The 17736-nt window shown below is 46.8% G+C and carries 17 protein-coding genes and 1 rRNA gene; 1 reads left to right on the forward strand and 17 read right to left on the reverse strand.

What is annotated here, in order from left to right; translation table 11 throughout:
• Window positions 1-7 precede the first annotated feature (7 nt).
• From RQP52_RS34515 to RQP52_RS34555, 9 genes are all read right to left on the reverse strand, one after another.
• Window positions 8-520: an NYN domain-containing protein gene (locus RQP52_RS34515; RefSeq protein WP_315955997.1), complete on the reverse strand. Its 513-nt coding sequence runs from the start codon at window positions 518-520 to the stop codon at window positions 8-10.
• Window positions 521-525: 5 nt separating this feature from the next.
• Window positions 526-1266, reverse strand: a complete 741-nt coding sequence (gene rlmB, locus RQP52_RS34520) for a 23S rRNA (guanosine(2251)-2'-O)-methyltransferase RlmB (RefSeq protein ID WP_315955998.1) — start codon at window positions 1264-1266, stop codon at window positions 526-528.
• Between the two features lie 54 nt (window positions 1267-1320).
• On the reverse strand, window positions 1321-1752 hold the full coding sequence (locus RQP52_RS34525) for a Mini-ribonuclease 3 (protein ID WP_315955999.1): 432 nt from the start codon (window positions 1750-1752) through the stop codon (window positions 1321-1323).
• The gene (gene cysS, locus RQP52_RS34530; protein WP_315956000.1) at window positions 1749-3149 is read right to left on the reverse strand and encodes a cysteine--tRNA ligase; all 1401 of its coding nucleotides are present in this window, start codon (window positions 3147-3149) and stop codon (window positions 1749-1751) included. The genes RQP52_RS34525 and cysS overlap by 4 nt, the downstream gene beginning before the upstream one ends.
• Window positions 3130-3801, reverse strand: coding sequence for a serine O-acetyltransferase (gene cysE, locus RQP52_RS34535; RefSeq protein WP_315956001.1), 672 nt, complete (start codon window positions 3799-3801; stop codon window positions 3130-3132). Before cysE ends, cysS begins: the two co-directional genes overlap by 20 nt.
• Before the next feature lie 346 nt (window positions 3802-4147).
• A complete protein-coding gene (gltX, locus tag RQP52_RS34540) occupies window positions 4148-5602 on the reverse strand; it encodes a glutamate--tRNA ligase (protein ID WP_315956002.1) in 1455 nt (484 codons plus the stop codon).
• A gap of 30 nt (window positions 5603-5632) precedes the next feature.
• Window positions 5633-6118 (reverse strand): 2-C-methyl-D-erythritol 2,4-cyclodiphosphate synthase, encoded by a 486-nt coding sequence (gene ispF, locus RQP52_RS34545; RefSeq protein ID WP_315956003.1) that lies wholly within the window; start codon window positions 6116-6118, stop codon window positions 5633-5635.
• Window positions 6115-6819: a 2-C-methyl-D-erythritol 4-phosphate cytidylyltransferase gene (gene ispD / locus RQP52_RS34550; protein ID WP_315956004.1), complete on the reverse strand. Its 705-nt coding sequence runs from the start codon at window positions 6817-6819 to the stop codon at window positions 6115-6117. The genes ispF and ispD overlap by 4 nt, the downstream gene beginning before the upstream one ends.
• 97 nt (window positions 6820-6916) lie before the next feature.
• A complete protein-coding gene (locus RQP52_RS34555) occupies window positions 6917-7984 on the reverse strand; it encodes a PIN/TRAM domain-containing protein (protein ID WP_315956005.1) in 1068 nt (355 codons plus the stop codon).
• A 156-nt stretch (window positions 7985-8140) separates the two neighbouring features.
• On the opposite strand from RQP52_RS34555, the gene RQP52_RS34560 reads away from it, so the two are divergent.
• Window positions 8141-8536 (forward strand): DUF1573 domain-containing protein, encoded by a 396-nt coding sequence (locus tag RQP52_RS34560; RefSeq protein WP_127457569.1) that lies wholly within the window; start codon window positions 8141-8143, stop codon window positions 8534-8536.
• 87 nt (window positions 8537-8623) lie between these two features.
• Here the strand turns inward: RQP52_RS34560 and pssA are convergent, their stop codons facing one another.
• The 8 genes from pssA to rrf form a co-directional block, all read right to left on the reverse strand.
• The gene (pssA, locus tag RQP52_RS34565; RefSeq protein ID WP_127457562.1) at window positions 8624-9373 is read right to left on the reverse strand and encodes a CDP-diacylglycerol--serine O-phosphatidyltransferase; all 750 of its coding nucleotides are present in this window, start codon (window positions 9371-9373) and stop codon (window positions 8624-8626) included.
• An 86-nt stretch (window positions 9374-9459) separates the two neighbouring features.
• Window positions 9460-10539, reverse strand: coding sequence for a DNA integrity scanning diadenylate cyclase DisA (disA, locus tag RQP52_RS34570; protein ID WP_315956006.1), 1080 nt, complete (start codon window positions 10537-10539; stop codon window positions 9460-9462).
• A gap of 39 nt (window positions 10540-10578) precedes the next feature.
• Complete coding sequence (radA, locus tag RQP52_RS34575; RefSeq protein ID WP_315956007.1) at window positions 10579-11946, reverse strand: DNA repair protein RadA; 1368 nt, start codon at window positions 11944-11946, stop codon at window positions 10579-10581.
• 157 nt (window positions 11947-12103) lie between these two features.
• Window positions 12104-14545, reverse strand: coding sequence for an ATP-dependent protease ATP-binding subunit ClpC (gene clpC / locus RQP52_RS34580; protein ID WP_315956008.1), 2442 nt, complete (start codon window positions 14543-14545; stop codon window positions 12104-12106).
• A gap of 59 nt (window positions 14546-14604) precedes the next feature.
• On the reverse strand, window positions 14605-15624 hold the full coding sequence (locus RQP52_RS34585) for a protein arginine kinase (protein WP_157326770.1): 1020 nt from the start codon (window positions 15622-15624) through the stop codon (window positions 14605-14607).
• Window positions 15625-15690: 66 nt separating this feature from the next.
• Window positions 15691-16203 carry a UvrB/UvrC motif-containing protein gene (locus tag RQP52_RS34590; RefSeq protein WP_127457567.1) on the reverse strand — a complete coding sequence of 171 codons (513 nt, stop codon included), beginning with the start codon at window positions 16201-16203 and terminating at the stop codon, window positions 15691-15693.
• Window positions 16204-16216: 13 nt separating this feature from the next.
• Window positions 16217-16678, reverse strand: a complete 462-nt coding sequence (locus tag RQP52_RS34595) for a CtsR family transcriptional regulator (protein WP_145669433.1) — start codon at window positions 16676-16678, stop codon at window positions 16217-16219.
• A gap of 936 nt (window positions 16679-17614) precedes the next feature.
• A 5S ribosomal RNA gene (gene rrf, locus RQP52_RS34600) occupies window positions 17615-17731 on the reverse strand.
• Window positions 17732-17736 lie beyond the last annotated feature (5 nt).

Genomic DNA, 17736 nt, shown 5'->3' on the forward strand with positions numbered 1-17736 from the left:
TGGAGGATTACTCCCCTCTTCGCCATCGTTCGAACTGCGCCTTCAACTCGTTGCTCAATTTGCCTTCAAACGGATTGCGTTTCGCTGTCGTTTCTGGTTGAATGCGGTCTCGAACTTCTTTGCGATTCTGTTTGATTTTGATGAGAAGTTCACCAGCCGGCAATCGAAGAGCTCCTTTACCGAAAATAACATGCTGCTCAATCATATCGGAGGTGGCCACATAGATTTGTTTACGTCTTCCCATCAGATTCGTAACCAATCGTTCGATCCGTTCATCCGCGGTTTCCTTCTCTTTGGTGTAGAGGACGTTCAACTTGCTCTGTACATACTTCTTCCCAAGCCCCGGTACCATGTAAGCGTCAAAAACCAGGTATACCTTCATACCCGAGTACGATTGGTATTCCGCCAGCATATGAATTAACTTATCGCGGGCCCCTTCCAGGTCGGTATCCTTCAGCTTACTCAGTTCAGGCCATGCGCCTATGATATTGTAGCCGTCTACGATTAGAAACTCTTCCATCTGCTTTAACTCTTATTTCGTTGGCGAACCACTTCATACATCAAAACACCCGCGGCAACAGAAGCATTCAGAGAGTTCACATGTCCCGCCATCGGCAGTTTAACTAAGAAGTCACATCTCTCTTTAATCAACCTTCCAACACCCTTCCCCTCGTTGCCAATGACAAGAGCTATGGGCATACTGAAATTCGCTTTATATACATCTTGCGCTGCAGTCACATCCGTTCCCGCGACCCAAACTCCCTGCTCTTTGAGCTGCTCGATAGTCTGCGAGATATTGGTTACTCGAGCAACAGGAACATACTCTACCGCTCCCGCCGATGTCTTGGAAACCGTAGCTGTCAGCCCTACGGAACGTCTTTTGGGAATAATGACACCGTGAACTCCCGTGCAATCCGCTGTTCGCAGGATCGAACCCAGATTATGCGGATCTTCAATCTCATCAAGAATGAGGATAAAAGGATCCTGGCCAAGCGCTTTAGCTATAGCAAGAATATCTTCTACTTCTACGTATTCATAGGCTGCTACTTGCGCTATAACTCCTTGGTGCTGAAGCCCTTCTACCATTTGATCAAGCTTGCGTTTATCTGTAAATTGTACAAGAATCCCTAAATTTTTGGCCTCCGCTACAATCGGGCCAGCGAATTGCTTCTGTGCATTCTCAGCAATCCAAATTTTGTTAATTGTTCGACCGGCACGGATCGCCTCCATTACGGAGTGCTTCCCGCCAATATATTCCTCATCCATCTCTTGCTTCCTCCTAAAAACTCCTCGTTTAACAAAACTTACATCCAAAATGGACTAAGCTTGATTCTTATGTGCCAGAACAAAATCCAATATTTCCTTCAACCGCTCAAAAGATTGCTTGTAATACAAATATCCAACTAAGCACTCAAACGCGGTGCTATGCCGATATTCAAGCACATCCGCGTTTTTGGCTGTCGTTCCTGATTTGGCATTGCGTCCGCGCTTCACCATGTCAATCTCTTCTTCCGTCAGCATCGGCATCAACGCATCCAACACCTTGGATTGCGCCTTAGCCGATACATAGCCGGTCGCTGCTTTGTGCAAATGATTGGGCCGATGGTTCCCGCCAGAAATCACATATTGCCGAATATAGACCTCATAGACGGCATCGCCAATATAGGCAAGCACAAGAGGATTCAGCAAATGAGGGCTCTTGGACGGCGGAAAAACGAACAGATTCGCAGCATCAGTAAAAGTTTCACTCATTTGCGGCGCCAACGAATTCCCTGCGGTGTATCCTCAAGGAATATCCCTTTCTCTGTGAGCAGATCGCGGATTTCGTCCGCACGTGCCCAGTTCTTCGACTTCCTCGCTTCCGTCCGATCGACAATCAACTGCTCAATTTCTTCGTCCAACAATTCGTCAGCCTGTTTCGATAAAATCCCCAACGTCTGATCAAATACCTGCAGCTGATCCAGGAACATTCGCAAAGCGGCAGCATTCACCCGCTCCTGCTGCAGGTACAGATTCGCTTCTGCAACGAGGTCGAACACCGCCGTGATCGCATCCGGGGTATTAAAGTCGTCGTTCATCTTCTCGACGAACTGACTGGCAATCGCCGCTACACGCTCCGTATGAGCAGCCTCGATCTCGCCTGTTATTGAGGCTGTGGCCAGACGATGCTTCAGGTTATCATTTGCATTTTGAATGCGCTCCAACGCATTAGCCGCTTGTTTGAGGCTCTCATCGCTGAAGTTCAACGGATTGCGGTAGTGAGCGGATAACATAAAGAAACGGAAAACTTCCGGTTTGATTTGCTTCACAAGATCGCGGATGAGAATGCCATTCCCCAGCGATTTGGACATTTTTTCATTATCAATGTTAAGGAACGCATTGTGCAACCAGTAATTGGCCATTGGATGACCAGTCACCGCTTCGGTTTGGGCAATTTCGCACTCATGATGCGGGAACGTCAGATCTTGACCGCCGCCGTGAATATCAATCGTTTCGCCCAGATATTTGCGCACCATCGCAGAGCACTCGATATGCCAGCCCGGACGACCTTGGCCCCAAGGGCTATCCCAATAGATCTCTCCCGGTTTGGCCGCTTTCCAAAGAACAAAATCCTGCGGATTCTCTTTGCGGTCATCCACTTCAATGCGAATTCCGTATTGGAGTTCTTCCAGATTTTGATGTGAAAGCTTGCCGTATTCAGCGAATTTGGTCGTCCGGTAATAGACGTCGCCGCGTGCTTCATAAGCGAAGCCTTTCTCAACTAAAGCAGCGATAAATTCAATGATTTCTTGAATATTTTCCGTTACGCGGGGATTCAAAGTAGCGTCATGTACCCCAAGCGTTTGGATATCCTCCAAGAAGGCGGCAATGAAAGTTTCTGCCAGCTCCGGAACGGTAACAGCCATTTCCTCGGCTTTACGAATCATTTTATCATCCACATCGGTAAAGTTTGTAATATAAGTGACTTCATAGTTCTGAGACTCTAAAAAGCGGCGTACAACATCGAAGAAAATGACCGGTCTGCCATTGCCAATATGGATATAATTGTATACGGTCGGGCCGCACACATACATCTTTACCTTACCTGGTTCTAAAGGCACAAACTCTTCCTTCTTGCGTGTTAGCGTATTATACATTCTGAGCGTCATGTTCTCTCGCTCCTCCATTCTTAACCCGTTCTAGTTCTAACTGTCTTCGTAATTCATTAATTTGCTGCTGCATTTCCTGGAATATATCAATAATCGGATCCGGCAAATTGCCATGGTCCAACCGGTTCACACGCACACCATCCCGCTTCACAAGCTTAGCAGGCATCGTTACAACGGTACTGTTCGAAGGAACCTCTTGGATAACGACCGCATTGGAGCCAATTCGTGAATTCTCGCCAACAAGGAAGGAGCCCAAAATTTTGGCACCTGATCCAATAACTACATTATTGCCAATAGTTGGGTGTCTCTTACCCTTTTCTTTCCCAGTTCCCCCCAGTGTTACCCCTTGATACAAAATCACATCGTCGCCAATTTCACAGGTTTCCCCAATGACGACACCCATCCCATGGTCAATAAACAATCTTTGGCCGATCGTAGCACCTGGATGAATCTCGATACCTGTCATGAAACGGCTCCACTGGGAAACAATACGGGCAATAGTGAACATCTTCCTTTTATAAAACCAATGACCGACTCGATGGGCCCATATGGCGTGCAGGCCAGAGTAAGTAAACACAACCTCAAACCAGCTGCGTGCAGCCGGGTCGTTATCGAATACGGCGGAAATATCAGATTTGATCGTTCGCCACATGCTCTCACCTTCTTTTGTAGGAAATCATACTCCTGCGTATAATAAAAAGCCCCCGCAGCCATATGGCTGCAGAGGCGTAATTAATCGCGGTTCCACTCTGCTTGGTGACTCGGAAGTCTCCCAACTCAATAACCCGTAACGTGGGCATTTCGGCTGCGCCTACCTTACTCTGAATCCGAGTATTCGGCGCGGCAGCTCCCAGGTGCATTTCCGGTTACAGGGAATGGATAACTCACAGCCAAAGCCTGACGGCTTCGATTATCCTCTCTGATAAATCCCTAAATAAACGTACTCTCCTGATCATTGCGTTCCTTATTGAATTAAGTATAGCGAAAAGAACCCTGTATTACAACAAGTTCCGTAGACGCGAAGCGACTTTTTCTTTTCCAAGCAGGTAAAGCGACACATTTAGATCAGGTCCATGCACTTGCCCTGTCAGCGCAGAACGGATCGACATAAACAATTGCTTCCCTTTATAACCCGTATCCTTCTGAACTTGCTTCAACAAAGCAGGGATTGCTTCTACCGTGAAAGACTCAGCTTGCTCGACTTGCCCCAAGAAGCTGGTCAATACGACAGGCACATGCTCTTCTTTCAAAACAGCTGCCGCTTCCTCATCGATAACAAGCTCTTCCTTGAAGAAGATGCTCGATAGTTCGACAATTTCCGCCGCGAAGCGCATTCTCTCTTGATTGAGGCCGATTAGAGCCGTCACCCACGCCTGGCCCGCTTCATCCAACTGCGGCTCGATGTATCCGGCCTTTTGCAGATGAGGTACACACAGCTCAACAACGCGCGAGAGCGGAGCTTTTTTCAAATAGGCATTGTTCATCCAGTTCAATTTATCCATATCAAACACAGCTGGACTCTTCGACACACGGTCGAGGTCAAACTGGGCGATCAATTCTTCCTTCGTAAACATCTCTTCTTCGCCACCAGGAGACCATCCCAACAGAGCGATAAAGTTCACAACGGCTTCCGGCAAATAACCTAACTCCCGGTACTGCTCGATGAACTGGATAATAGACTCATCCCGCTTGCTCATCTTCTTCCGGTCCTGATTGAGAATCAGCGCCAAGTGCGCGAATTCCGGAACAGGCATGCCGAGAGCTTCATACATCAGAATTTGTCTAGGCGTATTGGACAGATGCTCTTCTCCGCGAATAACCAAATTAATTTTCATCATGTGGTCATCCACGATAACAGCAAAGTTATACGTAGGAATCCCGTCAGGGCGCGCGATAATAAAATCGCCGATGCCATTGGATTCAAACTCAACATGCTCGCGAACCTTGTCTTCGAAGCCGATGATGCGGTCCGCAGGTACAAGGAATCGAGTCGAAGGCTTGCGGCCCTCCGCTTCAAAAGCGGCAATTTGCTCAGGCGTCAAGTGACGGCATTTCCCGGAGTAACCGCCCATCTCGCCGCGCGCTTCCTGTTCTGCTCGCTCCTGCTCTAAATCGGCTTCCGAACAGTAGCAAGGATACGCATGACCACTTTGAAGAAGCTGGTTGAGGTGGGTTTGATAAATATCAAGTCTTTCCATCTGACGATAAGGACCATACGGCCCCCCGATATCTACGCTCTCATCCCACTCTAATCCAAGCCATCTTAGACCATTCAATTGATCCTCAATGCCGGATTCTTTGTGACGGGTTTGATCCGTATCTTCAAACCGCACAACAAAGGCACCGCCATGGCGACGCGCCAATAAATAATCAAAAAGTGCTGTACGAGCACCGCCTATATGTAAATGTCCCGTTGGACTTGGTGCATAGCGCACACGTAAAGGTTGGTTCATGACTATACCCTCTCTCCCCAATAATACCTGCTATTCTAGCACATCTCGAATTAAACAAACAACCGATTGCGCCGCAATCCCTTCGCCTCGTCCCGTGAAACCTAGCTGCTCCGTCGTCGTAGCTTTCACATTGACTTGCTCCGGTTTCGCTTCTAAAGCATCGGCAATAATTTCAACCATTCGCGGGATATATGGTGCCATCTTCGGCTTCTGGGCAATAATCGTGGAATCTGTGTTCCCCAGACGATATCCTCTATCTTTGGCAAGCTGCCATACGTGTTTCAAAAGGACCAGGCTGTCCGCATCCTTGAATTCCGCCGCCGTATCCGGGAAGTGCTTCCCGATATCTCCTAAGCCCAGCGCGCCTAGAATCGCATCGCTAACCGCATGCAGGAGCACATCCGCATCGGAGTGGCCGAGCAGCCCCTTTTCATAAGGAATCGTCACGCCTCCAATAATACATTTACGGCCTTCCACCAACTGATGAACATCAAATCCTTGTCCTACGCGAATCATTGTTGTTCCTCTCCCCTTACGTTTTGTAGTATCCATTCTGCCCATGGCAAATCTTCCGGTGTAGTTATCTTGATATTGTAATAGTCCCCTTCAACAACATGCACCGTTGTTCCTATACGCTCTACCAACATAGCATCGTCTGTCCCCAGGAAGTTTTCCTGAAGTGCACGCTGGTGCGCCTCCTGTAAAAGAGAAAGCCGAAAAGCTTGCGGGGTTTGGATGGCCCACAAGCTTCGTCTATCCGGTGTAGATTGTATTCGCTTTTCGGAATCTACGATTTTGATCGTATCCTTCACGGGTACCGCCAGCACAGCCGCGTCCTGTTCTTTCGCCTTTAATAGACAATCGAACACATGTTCTTTTTTGACGAAAGGACGAACACCGTCATGTACGAGTACCCAAGCGGTATCCTGCTCTAGGGCTTCTAGGCCCCGTCTGACGGAGTCCTGACGCTCCGCCCCGCCTGCTAGCACATGAGTGACCTTGGAAAGCGCATAGCTCTGCACATAGCCTGTACAGCGCTCTACGTCATTTCCGCCTACAACTAAAATGATTTCATTCACTTCATGTATGTTTTGAAATAATTGCAACGTATGTACCAGAATTGGCTTCTGTCCCAGTTGTAAATATTGTTTGCTTTCCGCCGTTCCCATGCGCGAGCCCTTGCCCGCCGCCACGAGGATAACCCCTAGCTTCCCCATAAGTCCTAAGCCCTCCAACTCCAACTGAGCGCTTTCTATTCGAAAGCTTTCCTATCAACTAGTAAGTGCTATGTTACATCTCCTTATCATACTGGTTTTATTGCGCTTTTTCCAATAATTTCGGTTTCGCGAAAATCATTCGGCCCGCCGATGTTTGCAGCACACTAGTGACCATCACTTCGAGCGTCATGCCAATGAACTCACGACCGCCTTCTACGACAATCATCGTGCCATCGTCAAGATAAGCGACACCTTGTCCATGCTCTTTGCCATCTTTAATGACTTGAACAATAATTTCTTCACCCGGCAGCACAACAGGCTTCACGGCATTCGCCAAATCGTTGATATTTAGCACGGAAACACCTTGCAATTCACAGACTTTATTCAGGTTAAAATCGTTCGTAATCACTTTGCCTTGCAGCACCTTCGCCAGACGAACCAACTTGCTGTCTACTTCGGAAATCTCTTCGAAATCGCCTTCATAAATCAGCACTTTCACTTCGAGTTCCTTTTGAATTTTGTTCAAAATATCAAGTCCGCGCCGCCCGCGATTCCGCTTGAGCAAGTCCGATGAGTCCGCAATATGCTGCAGCTCTTCAAGTACAAACTCAGGTATAACGAGGGTCCCTTCGATGAATCCTGTTTTGCAAATATCCGCAATACGCCCGTCAATAATGACACTTGTATCGAGAATCTTATGTTCCTCGTAAGGACGGTGTGTCTGCTTCTCTGGAGCGACCACCCGGCTCATCGCAATAATCTGAACCAGCTCTTCCCGCTTGCTGTAACCAATGCGAAACCCCATAACTGCTAGAACCCCCGAGACGACGAAGGGTAAAATAGGACTTGCCCACTTCACCTGATCGAGCACAGGGAACATCAATACCGATATAAGCAGTCCAATTACTAGTCCTAATGTACCTGAGAGCAGATCGGACACAGGGATGTCCGCAACGTTTCTTTCCCCTTTGACAAGCAGCTTCATCCCCTTGCCTGCAACCCATGCTGAAAGAATGAACATAACTAGCGCGCATAAACTATTGATGACTATTGCTTTTCCTGACTCATTCATGAAACCTGTCGTTCGAAGGATGGCATCACTCCATCCAAATCCTAAACTAGCACCCATGATGGCCAAAATGAACTGTACCCATTTCCTCATCATAGATTCACCTCCTGCATCAACATATTGATAAAGCTTCATTACAATTATGTTCCAATTTATCCATCGTTAATCACTTATTCAGATGTAAAATTGAAATATTAAGGGGCTTCCATTATAATGAAATTGGAAGTTACCAACACACCCGAGGTGGATGGAATGAGCTCCTTGACTTTAAAGCAGTTTCAAGATCAAGTATCCGAATTGTTGCTCCGTCACCGAAGTCTGCTTGATGTCTTATCCAAATTTCAACAGTCCGGTGCAGCTGCTAACCGTTCCGTGGTGAAATCCATTACAGAATGTGGATGTATTCAGGTCAACGCAGCGAAGCAAGAATACCATCCAGAGATGACCTTGAATGAGGCTAAGGATGTGCTGGGCACTCATGTATCCGGTCACTTGTGTGAACAATGCATCGAGGTTGTCAGTAGTGAACTGGGCAGGAATTTGTTCTATATGTCCGCACTAAGCAACATTCTTGATGTTAACCTGGAACAAGTCGTTGAGAATGAATCCAAGAAATGCACAACACTAGGACTTTTCAACATGTCATGAACATGAAGATGAACAAACAAAAAAGCATTTATTTTCTCTGAGATGATCAGAAGAAAATAAATGCTTTTTATTTTTGCCATTTGCCGATTAAACGTCGGACTTAACGGAGTTTGAATCGTCTACACCGCGTCGCTTGTTCTTTCTGCGGATTCGGATGAAAAACCCATCAACGTTTTTTTTTAAGCCATAAAGCGCGTACAACAGGAGCGGTACGAAGATCATTTTGGAAATGGACTCAGGCCATTTGATTGCAATCAGGACAGCTACGGCAACGATAACGGGTGTAATCCAGATTGCCGCTTTAGGAATACCCGCTTTCTTGAAGTTCGGGTACTTCACTGTACTTACCATTAAGTATGACAACATAATCGTACTTACCAAAAGCACGTAGACATTAATTTCGTTCACGAACAACGCTAATGTACAAAGTACACCACCAGCAGCAGGAATCGGCAAACCGATAAAATAACCAGGTGTACCAGCAACAACGTTGAAACGAGCCAAACGAAGTGCTCCACAAATGGGGAAGATCGCCGTGACGATCCAAGCAAATGCAGGACTGATCACACTCGGATCATTAAAAGCCACTACATACATGATAAAGGCAGGTGCTACACCGAAAGAAATAACGTCTGACAGCGAGTCTAGCTCTTTACCAAATTCACTCTGTGCATTCAATGCCCTTGCTACACGGCCGTCAAGACCATCAAGCAGCATGGCAACGATGACAAGTACAGCTGCGACTCCATGCTCACCACTGAAAGCAAGAATAATCGACAGAACACCTAGGAATAAGTTCCCTACTGTAAAAAGACTGGGAATTGATTTCGTTAACATATGTTTTTGTCCACCTCTGGATTTACTATGCCCTAAACTTGACTTTATAAAACCTCAACATTAGATACTTTATGATTGTATCCACTTTAAATATGTCTGTCAATGAACACTTGTTCTTGAATTCTTTTGAGGCCCTCTTTAATAGCGCGCGCCCTCACTTCACCGATACCATCAACTTCATCCAGTTCTTCAATCGTTGCCATCATCATGTGCGGCAGGTAGCCAAATTTCTCTACAAGATTCGCAATAATGATCGAGGGAAGCCGCGGTATTTTCCCAAGAACCCTGAACCCACGTGGGGAAACCGGTTCTTCAACAATAGAATTTGTATGCGGATAGCCGAGTAATCGAATGATTTGGTGCGGTTCCAGCAACTCATCCGAAGATAATCGCTTCAAGCCAGCTTGCATTTCTTTGACTCGGTCTTCGGATAATTCCCTTACATAATCTTTTACGAGCAAACGCGCTTCAAGTTCCGCATTGCCAACAAGTTCTTCCAACTGCATGCTTATTAAACGGCCTTCATTCCCCAACTCGTTAATATAGCGATTGATTTCCGCCTTAATGCGCAACACCATTTCAAATCGGGCAATGACATTGGTGACATCGTGGAGCGTAACCAGCTCTTCAAACTCCGACGCACTCAGGTTCGTCAGCGACTGATCCAAAACCACTTTGTACCGCTCCAACGTTTGGATGGCTTGATTGGCTTTCGTTAAGATAACGCCTATATCTTTGAGCGCATAGCGCAAGTTTCCTTGATAAAGGGTGATGACATTGCGACGTTGCGAAATCGAAACAACCAGCTTATTGGTTTGCTTCGCAACACGTTCAGCAGTCCGATGGCGGATTCCAGTCTCCGATGAGGAAATGGAGGAATCCGGGATTAATTGCGTATTTGCATAGAGAATACGTTTGATATCTTCGCTGAGGATGATCGCTCCATCCATTTTGGCAAGTTCATATAAATAATTAGGTGAAAAATCACAATCGATCGAAAAGCCGCCGTCGACAATTTCCCTTACTTCCGCGCTGTATCCAACAACAATAAGTCCGCCCGTTTTGGCGCGTAATACATTCTCCAAACCGTCACGGAACGATGTGCCAGGCGCTACCATTTGCAGCAATTGGCTCATGACGTCTCGCTTTGTCTCTTCTTTACTCATAGTTTCCTCCTGAAGGCTTGCAGGTTGAATGATTCAGAGCTAATCCAGTGCCGCTTTCAATGCTTCGGACACTGTATTCACCCCAATAATCTCCATACCGGGCGGATGCGTCCACCCCTTCAAACTTTTCTCTGGCATAATGACTCTGCGGAATCCTAATTTCTCCGCTTCCTTCACCCTTTGATCAATCCGTGACACCCCACGGACTTCACCGGTCAACCCGATCTCACCGAACACGACATCAAAAGGTCTCGTTGCATGATCCCGGAAGCTGGATGCGATACTAATCGCAATGGCTAAATCAACGGCAGGCTCATCAAGCTTGACGCCGCCAGCCACGTTCAAATAAGCATCCTGATTCTGAAGGAACATGCCCATGCGTTTCTCTAAAACGGCGATGATCAAAGAAAGTCGGTTGTGATCGACACCAGTCGCCATCCTTCTTGGAGATGGGAAATTCGTCGAAGAAACCAACGCCTGAATCTCTACCAATACGGGACGTGTTCCTTCCATACTCGCAACCACGGTAGAACCGGCAACACCGAGCGGTCTCTCGGACAGGAACAGCTCGGAGGGATTGCTCACTTCGACAAGTCCTGCTTCCTGCATCTCAAAAATTCCGATTTCATTCGTAGACCCGAATCGATTCTTGACTGCGCGGAGTACACGGTAGGAATGATGCCGCTCCCCTTCGAAGTAAAGAACACAATCGACCATGTGCTCCAGCATCCTAGGTCCCGCAATGGCGCCTTCCTTCGTCACATGGCCGACAAGGACCGTTGCAATCCCTTTCCCCTTAGCTATTCTCATAAAGTGACCCGTGCATTCCCGAACTTGCGAAACGGTGCCCGGGGCCGATGTGATGGCAGGGTGGTAGACAGTCTGAATAGAGTCAATCACCAGAAAATCGGGTTCAATTTCTTGAATGGCTTCCTCAATAAGCTCAAGGTTCGTTTCACAAAGAACATAAAGCAGCGGAGATGAGGCATTCAAGCGATCCGCACGAAGCTTCGTCTGTTTAACGGACTCTTCCCCCGATATATAAAGCACCTTCTGATGTGCTTGCGTCAGCTCGAAAGAAGTTTGGAGCAGTAACGTTGATTTCCCGATTCCCGGATCTCCACCTACGAGAATCAAAGATCCAGGCACAATACCTCCGCCTAAGACGCGATTCAATTCCTTGTTGCTGGTCACAACCCTAGGCTCTGGGCTACTTTCTATATGTATGATGGGGGTCGGTTTTTCTTTCGTGCGAGGGGCAGAAGAATTCATCCCCTTTGTACGTACCACCGTTTCGACTTCTTCCACCATCGTATTCCAAGATTGACAACCTGGGCATTTGCCCATCCATTTTGGGGATTCATAACCGCACTCTTGACAGCAAAATTTCGTCTTCTGTTTACTCATGACGTAAGTGACTCCTTAGATCTTTCAAATTCAATATTTGGCTATCCTTACCAATAAAGTTTACCATTTTTACGAAGTCCATGAAAGGTCATCTGAAAATAAAAAGCATTTTGCCACACCCAGCAACGGATGCAGCAAAATGCTTTTTTGCTTGCTTTTATTTAGCTGCTACGCCTTCGCCCTTCCGGACAACCAGCTCGCCTTCACTCTCATCAATCGTTAAGGAGTCGCCCTTCGCGATGTTGCCTCTGAGAAGCTCTTCAGACAGACGGTCCTCAATATGCTTCTGAATCGCTCTGCGAAGCGGTCTTGCGCCGTAGGTCGGATCGTATCCTTCTTTGGCCAAGAAGGCTTTGGCTTTGTCTGTCAACAAGAAGTCAACTTCTTGTTCTTTCAGACGTTTGCGAAGATCATCCGCCATCAAAGAAACGATTTCAGCGATATGTTTCTCATCCAAAGAGTGGAAGACGATGATTTCGTCGATCCGGTTAAGGAATTCAGGACGGAAACTTTTCTTGAGCTCGCCCATCACTTTATCTTTCATGTTGGTATAATCTTTACCAGCATCCAGAGCGGCTGTAAAGCCAAGTGAGGAGTTTTTCTTAATCATTTCCGCGCCAACGTTGGAAGTCATGATGATCAATGTGTTGCGGAAATCGACTGTACGTCCTTTGGAATCCGTCAGACGGCCATCTTCCAGCACTTGCAGCAGAATATTGAAAACTTCTGGATGTGCTTTCTCGATCTCATCGAGCAATACAACCGAGTATGGTTTGCGGCGAACTTTCTCCGTCAATTGGCCGCCTTCTTCATAGCCAACATACCCTGGAGGCGCTCCGACCAAACGAGAAGTCGAGTGTTTCTCCATGTATTCCGACATGTCGATCCGAACTACCGCGTTATCGTCTCCGAATAGAGACTCTGCTAATGCACGAGCTAGCTCAGTTTTACCCACACCAGTAGGTCCCAAGAAGATGAAGGAGCCCATTGGACGCTTCGGATCTTTGAGGCCTGCTCTAGCACGGCGAATCGCGCGGCTAACGGCTTTCACCGCTTCTTCCTGTCCGATGACGCGTTCATGGAGAATGTCCTCCATTTTGAGCAGACGATCTGTTTCTTCTTCCGCTAGCTTGCTCACAGGAATTCCTGTCCAGCTTGCTACGATTTGAGCAATATCATCCGGCGTTACTTCAGTATCCAAACGACCTTGTTTTTCCTTCCAGTCGTTTTTCGTTGTATCCAGTTCTTCACGAAGCTTTTGTTCCGTGTCGCGAAGCCCAGCTGCTTTCTCAAACTCCTGGCTTTGAACCGCGGCATCCTTCTCCTTACGGATATCCTCCAGCTTGTTCTCAAGCTGTTTCAATGAAGGCGGTATTGTGTAAGAGCGAAGTCTCACTTTGGAACTAGCCTCATCAATCAAGTCAATCGCTTTATCCGGCAAGAAACGATCCGTGATATAACGATCAGAGAGCTTAACGGCCTCTTGAATAGCAGCATCCGTAATTTTCACACGGTGGTGAGCTTCGTAGCGGTCACGCAGTCCGTAGAGAATTTGGATGGCTTCCTCAGGGGACGGCTGATCCACTGTGATTGGTTGGAAGCGACGCTCCAGCGCAGCATCCTTTTCGATGTATTTACGGTATTCATCCAGCGTCGTAGCACCAATGCACTGCAACTCGCCTCTCGCCAAAGCCGGCTTCAAAATGTTAGAGGCATCAATCGCACCTTCTGCACCACCAGCACCGATCAACGTGTGAAGCTCATCGATGAAGAGCACGATGTTCCCTGCTTGACGAATTTCGTCCATAATTTTTTTGAGACGATCCTCAAATTCACCGCGATATTTGGTCCCTGCTACCACAGATCCCATATCGAGTGTCATAACTCTTTTATCCTTCAACGTTTCCGGGATTTCATTATTAATGATTTTCTGAGCGAGGCCTTCAGCAATTGCTGTTTTACCAACCCCTGGCTCACCGATCAACACCGGATTGTTTTTCGTTCTGCGGCTTAACACTTGAATCACGCGTTCGATTTCTTTGCTGCGGCCGATAACGGGATCTAAATGCCCTTCTTTGGCGTATGCGGTCAGATCTCTCGCTAAACCATCCAATGTAGGTGTATTCACATTCTGAGTGTTACCGTGGCTTGGAGACACTGTCTCGCTGCTGCCTAACAATTGAAGCACTTGCTGGCGAGCTTTGTTCAAAGAAACACCTAGATTGTTAAGGACTCTCGCAGCAACGCCTTCACCTTCACGAATTAGCCCCAGTAAAATATGTTCAGTCCCCACATACGTGTGACCTAATTTTCTTGCCTCATCCATGGACAACTCAATGACTTTTTTCGCTCTAGGTGTATACGCAATGTTGGTAGGCTGCTCTTGTCCTCTGCCGATCAGGGATTCGACTTCATCTTGAATTTTTTCAAGACCTAAGCCCAAAGCAACGAGTGCTTTCGCGGCGATACCTTCCCCTTCACGAATAAGACCCAACAAAATGTGCTCAGTACCAATATTGTTATGCCCTAAGCGAACTGCTTCCTCTTGAGCCAAAGAAAGCACCTTTTGCGCACGTTCTGTAAATCTGCCAAACATCATAGAGAACACCTCCAAAAGTAGTATATCTATGGAAAACCTAAAGGATGAATCTTAACTGACTATATCCTGCCGAATTTCTCTCGAATCAGCTCGGCCCGGCGCATATCGCGCTCATCGGCGTTCAGCTTCTCGCCAGCGAATTGCTGAAGAAAGCCAGGTTGTGTCATAACCAGCAGTTCATTCAAAACATTAGAAGAAACATTATTGATAATCCCCAAGTCTATGCCTAATCGCACATCCGACAGGCGCTGCGCAGCCTCCTTAGAGTCCATAATTCCTGCATAAGACAAAATACCAAGCGAGCGGTTCACGCGATCAATGATACGCATTCTAGACTCTTGCATCAGCTTATGCCTGGCAGCACGCTCATGCTCAATAATTTGCCTTGCGACACTGTGTAAATTATCAATAATCTCGTCTTCGGATTGTCCTAGCGTAATCTGATTCGAAATTTGGAACAGATTACCTAATGCTTCGCTGCCTTCCCCATATAATCCTCTAACCGTCAATCCAACTTGTGTAACAGCGGATAAAATCCGATTGATTTGTTGGCTGAGCACCAGAGCGGGTAAATGCATCATTACCGAAGCACGAATGCCGGTTCCGACGTTCGTAGGGCAGCTTGTAAGGTAGCCCCTCTTTTCATCATAGCCGTAATCCAGCTGGGTTTCAAAAATATCATCAATCTGGTTCGCCAAGTCCCAAACTTCTTTGATTTGGAAGCCTGGGCACAAACATTGTATGCGAAGATGATCCTCTTCATTGATCATAATGCTGATGGATTCATTTTCGCTTAAAATAACAGCACCATTTCTGGATTCGTTAGCTAAGTTAGGGCTAATTAAATGCTTCTCAACAAGTACCATTCGCTCAAGCTCGTTAAGGTCAGACAGAGGAATAAGCGAAAAATTACTGATCGTCTCCAGCTCATCATTCTCCAGCACGCCGGACAACTGATCCAGTACTTCTTGTGATTGTTGATTGGTAGCCAGCATCGGGTAAGGGTAGTCTCTGAGGTTACGTGCAATACGGATTCGACTGCTGATGACGATATCCGACTCCGGTCCCTCTCCCTTCATCCATTCGCTCAATGCATCTCCTGTAAACCGCTGTAGTGTCACTGGATTCACACCTTCCTTACAAAATCACAATCCGGCAATTTTCTTCTCTATCTCGCGAATTTGGTCCCTGATCTTCGCCGCTTGTTCGAATTCTTCTGCTTCAATGCAGGTCATCATATCCTTCTTCAGCGTATCGATTTCCCGCTTGCATTGGATAATGCCACCGCTTCGTTTGGGGACTTTCCCCACATGTACGGTGTTCCCGTGCACTCTTTTGAACAGAGGATCTAACTTTTCCGAAAAGCTCTGATAACAGGATCCGCATCCAAAACGGCCTAATTTACTAAACTGCGAGTACGTTAACCCACAATTCTCACAACGGATCGCTTGGGACTTCGCGGCGGATAAAGAGGAAGGGTCGAAATCAAGTAATCCTGATAAAAGATTATGAATCGAAAACCCGCCAGATGTCCCAGGAATCATTTCACCCTTCTCACGGGCGCAATTCTCACAAATGTGGAACTCGTTCTTGTCTCCATTCACAATCTTCGTAAAATGAAGAGTCGCCGGTCGTTTCCCGCATTCCTGACAAATCATTTCAAATGCCTCCTCATCTGCTAAGCAAGGATATCAGCATCGCTTTAAGGATTTTAGCTCGAATTTCATCGCGCAGCGGGAGCTTGAAGGTCAACACGTCTCTGGATATTGCTGCCCGAATTAGATTGGCTTCTCGTGTTGAAATATAGTGGCCCTCCAGCAGCTGGTAAATGAGTCCTTCAGAAGCGACTTGATCTATGTGTGTATGAATCGTGCGAAAAATATGATCCAATATCGATCCATGGCTCTTAAGCTCAATCTTCTGGATACGAATGTACCCGCCACCGCCACGCTTACTCTCCACGAGGTAACCCTTTTCCAGCGTAAACCTGGTACTAATCACATAATTGATTTGAGAAGGCACACACTGGAATTGATCGGCCAGATCGTTTCGTTGAATCTCGATGGCTCCTTCAGAGCTCTGTTGAAGGACATGCTTTAAATACTGCTCAATAATTTCTGATACGTTACGCATCAATTCATCCTCCCAGACTGCTAGAAGTAAATTGACTTTGATTGACTTTGACTTTCTTTGACCTTAACTAGATTATAATCATTTCCTTTCTTTTTGACAAGTGCTGCCGTTAAACATTGGCCGTATATAAGAAAACTGAGCATTTTCACAGCTTACTCTCAGTATTTACAAAAAAACCCCTGCTTAACGTCAGGGACTGTTCCTTTTTTTGGGGTGTAGGCAGTATGCTTTTGAGGGCCCTTTTAGCGAGCGATTAGGGAGTGCTTGGAAAAGCCGATTGTTAAATGCGTAGGAAGAATGCGGGAGGGCTGTGGCTGTGGCTAATCCAGTATAACTTTGGTGAGACTGTTCTTGTAAAAAGAGCTACCGTCATGGTTCGTACCACTGTCAGGAATTGATACCGGTCAAATGGAGCTTCTAGAGCTTCGCCTCCCCCATAGTTAACTGCAGAAAGTGCAGGTAATTCCACTCCACCACGCCCTTATAGGTAGCTTTAATGTAAAAAGTGCAGCTAATTTCGGTGGTTTGATCCGTTTGGGGTAGATTCTTGTGAATTTATCTGCACAAAATGCATGTAATGGGTTGAAACAGGCTTGAGGCTATTGATTTTGATGTACTTTCTGCAGCTGAGTAACCTAGCGAGTTACCCTTCTCGAGAGTACGCCGCATCTTGAGCAAGTGGGAACTATGTACCGCCATTCTGGCAAAATCGAACGATTCACTTGTTAAGGAAACTACGATCCGCTATTCTGTTTATTTTGGCTAAAAGCCTGCCTTTTTAGGTGAAATAAGTGCCCGTAGTTCCACTTAAGCTCTGAAAAGGTGCAAATCAGATCAATTAGCGGCCTACAGTTCTCTTGTGGCGCTTCTTAGAATTGTCGTAGGAGATGCAAAAAAACCTTTCTGAGATTTCTCTCAAAAAGGTTCTTCATCTGTGCTTGGCAACGTTCTACTCTCCCAGAACCCTGCGGTTCAAGTACCATCGACGCTGGAGGGCTTAACGGTCGTGTTCGAGATGGGAACGCGTGGATCCCCTCCGCCATCATCACCAAACAGTC

The organism is Paenibacillus violae (genome assembly GCF_032461945.1).
Lineage (GTDB): Bacteria > Bacillota > Bacilli > Paenibacillales > NBRC-103111 > Paenibacillus_E > Paenibacillus_E violae.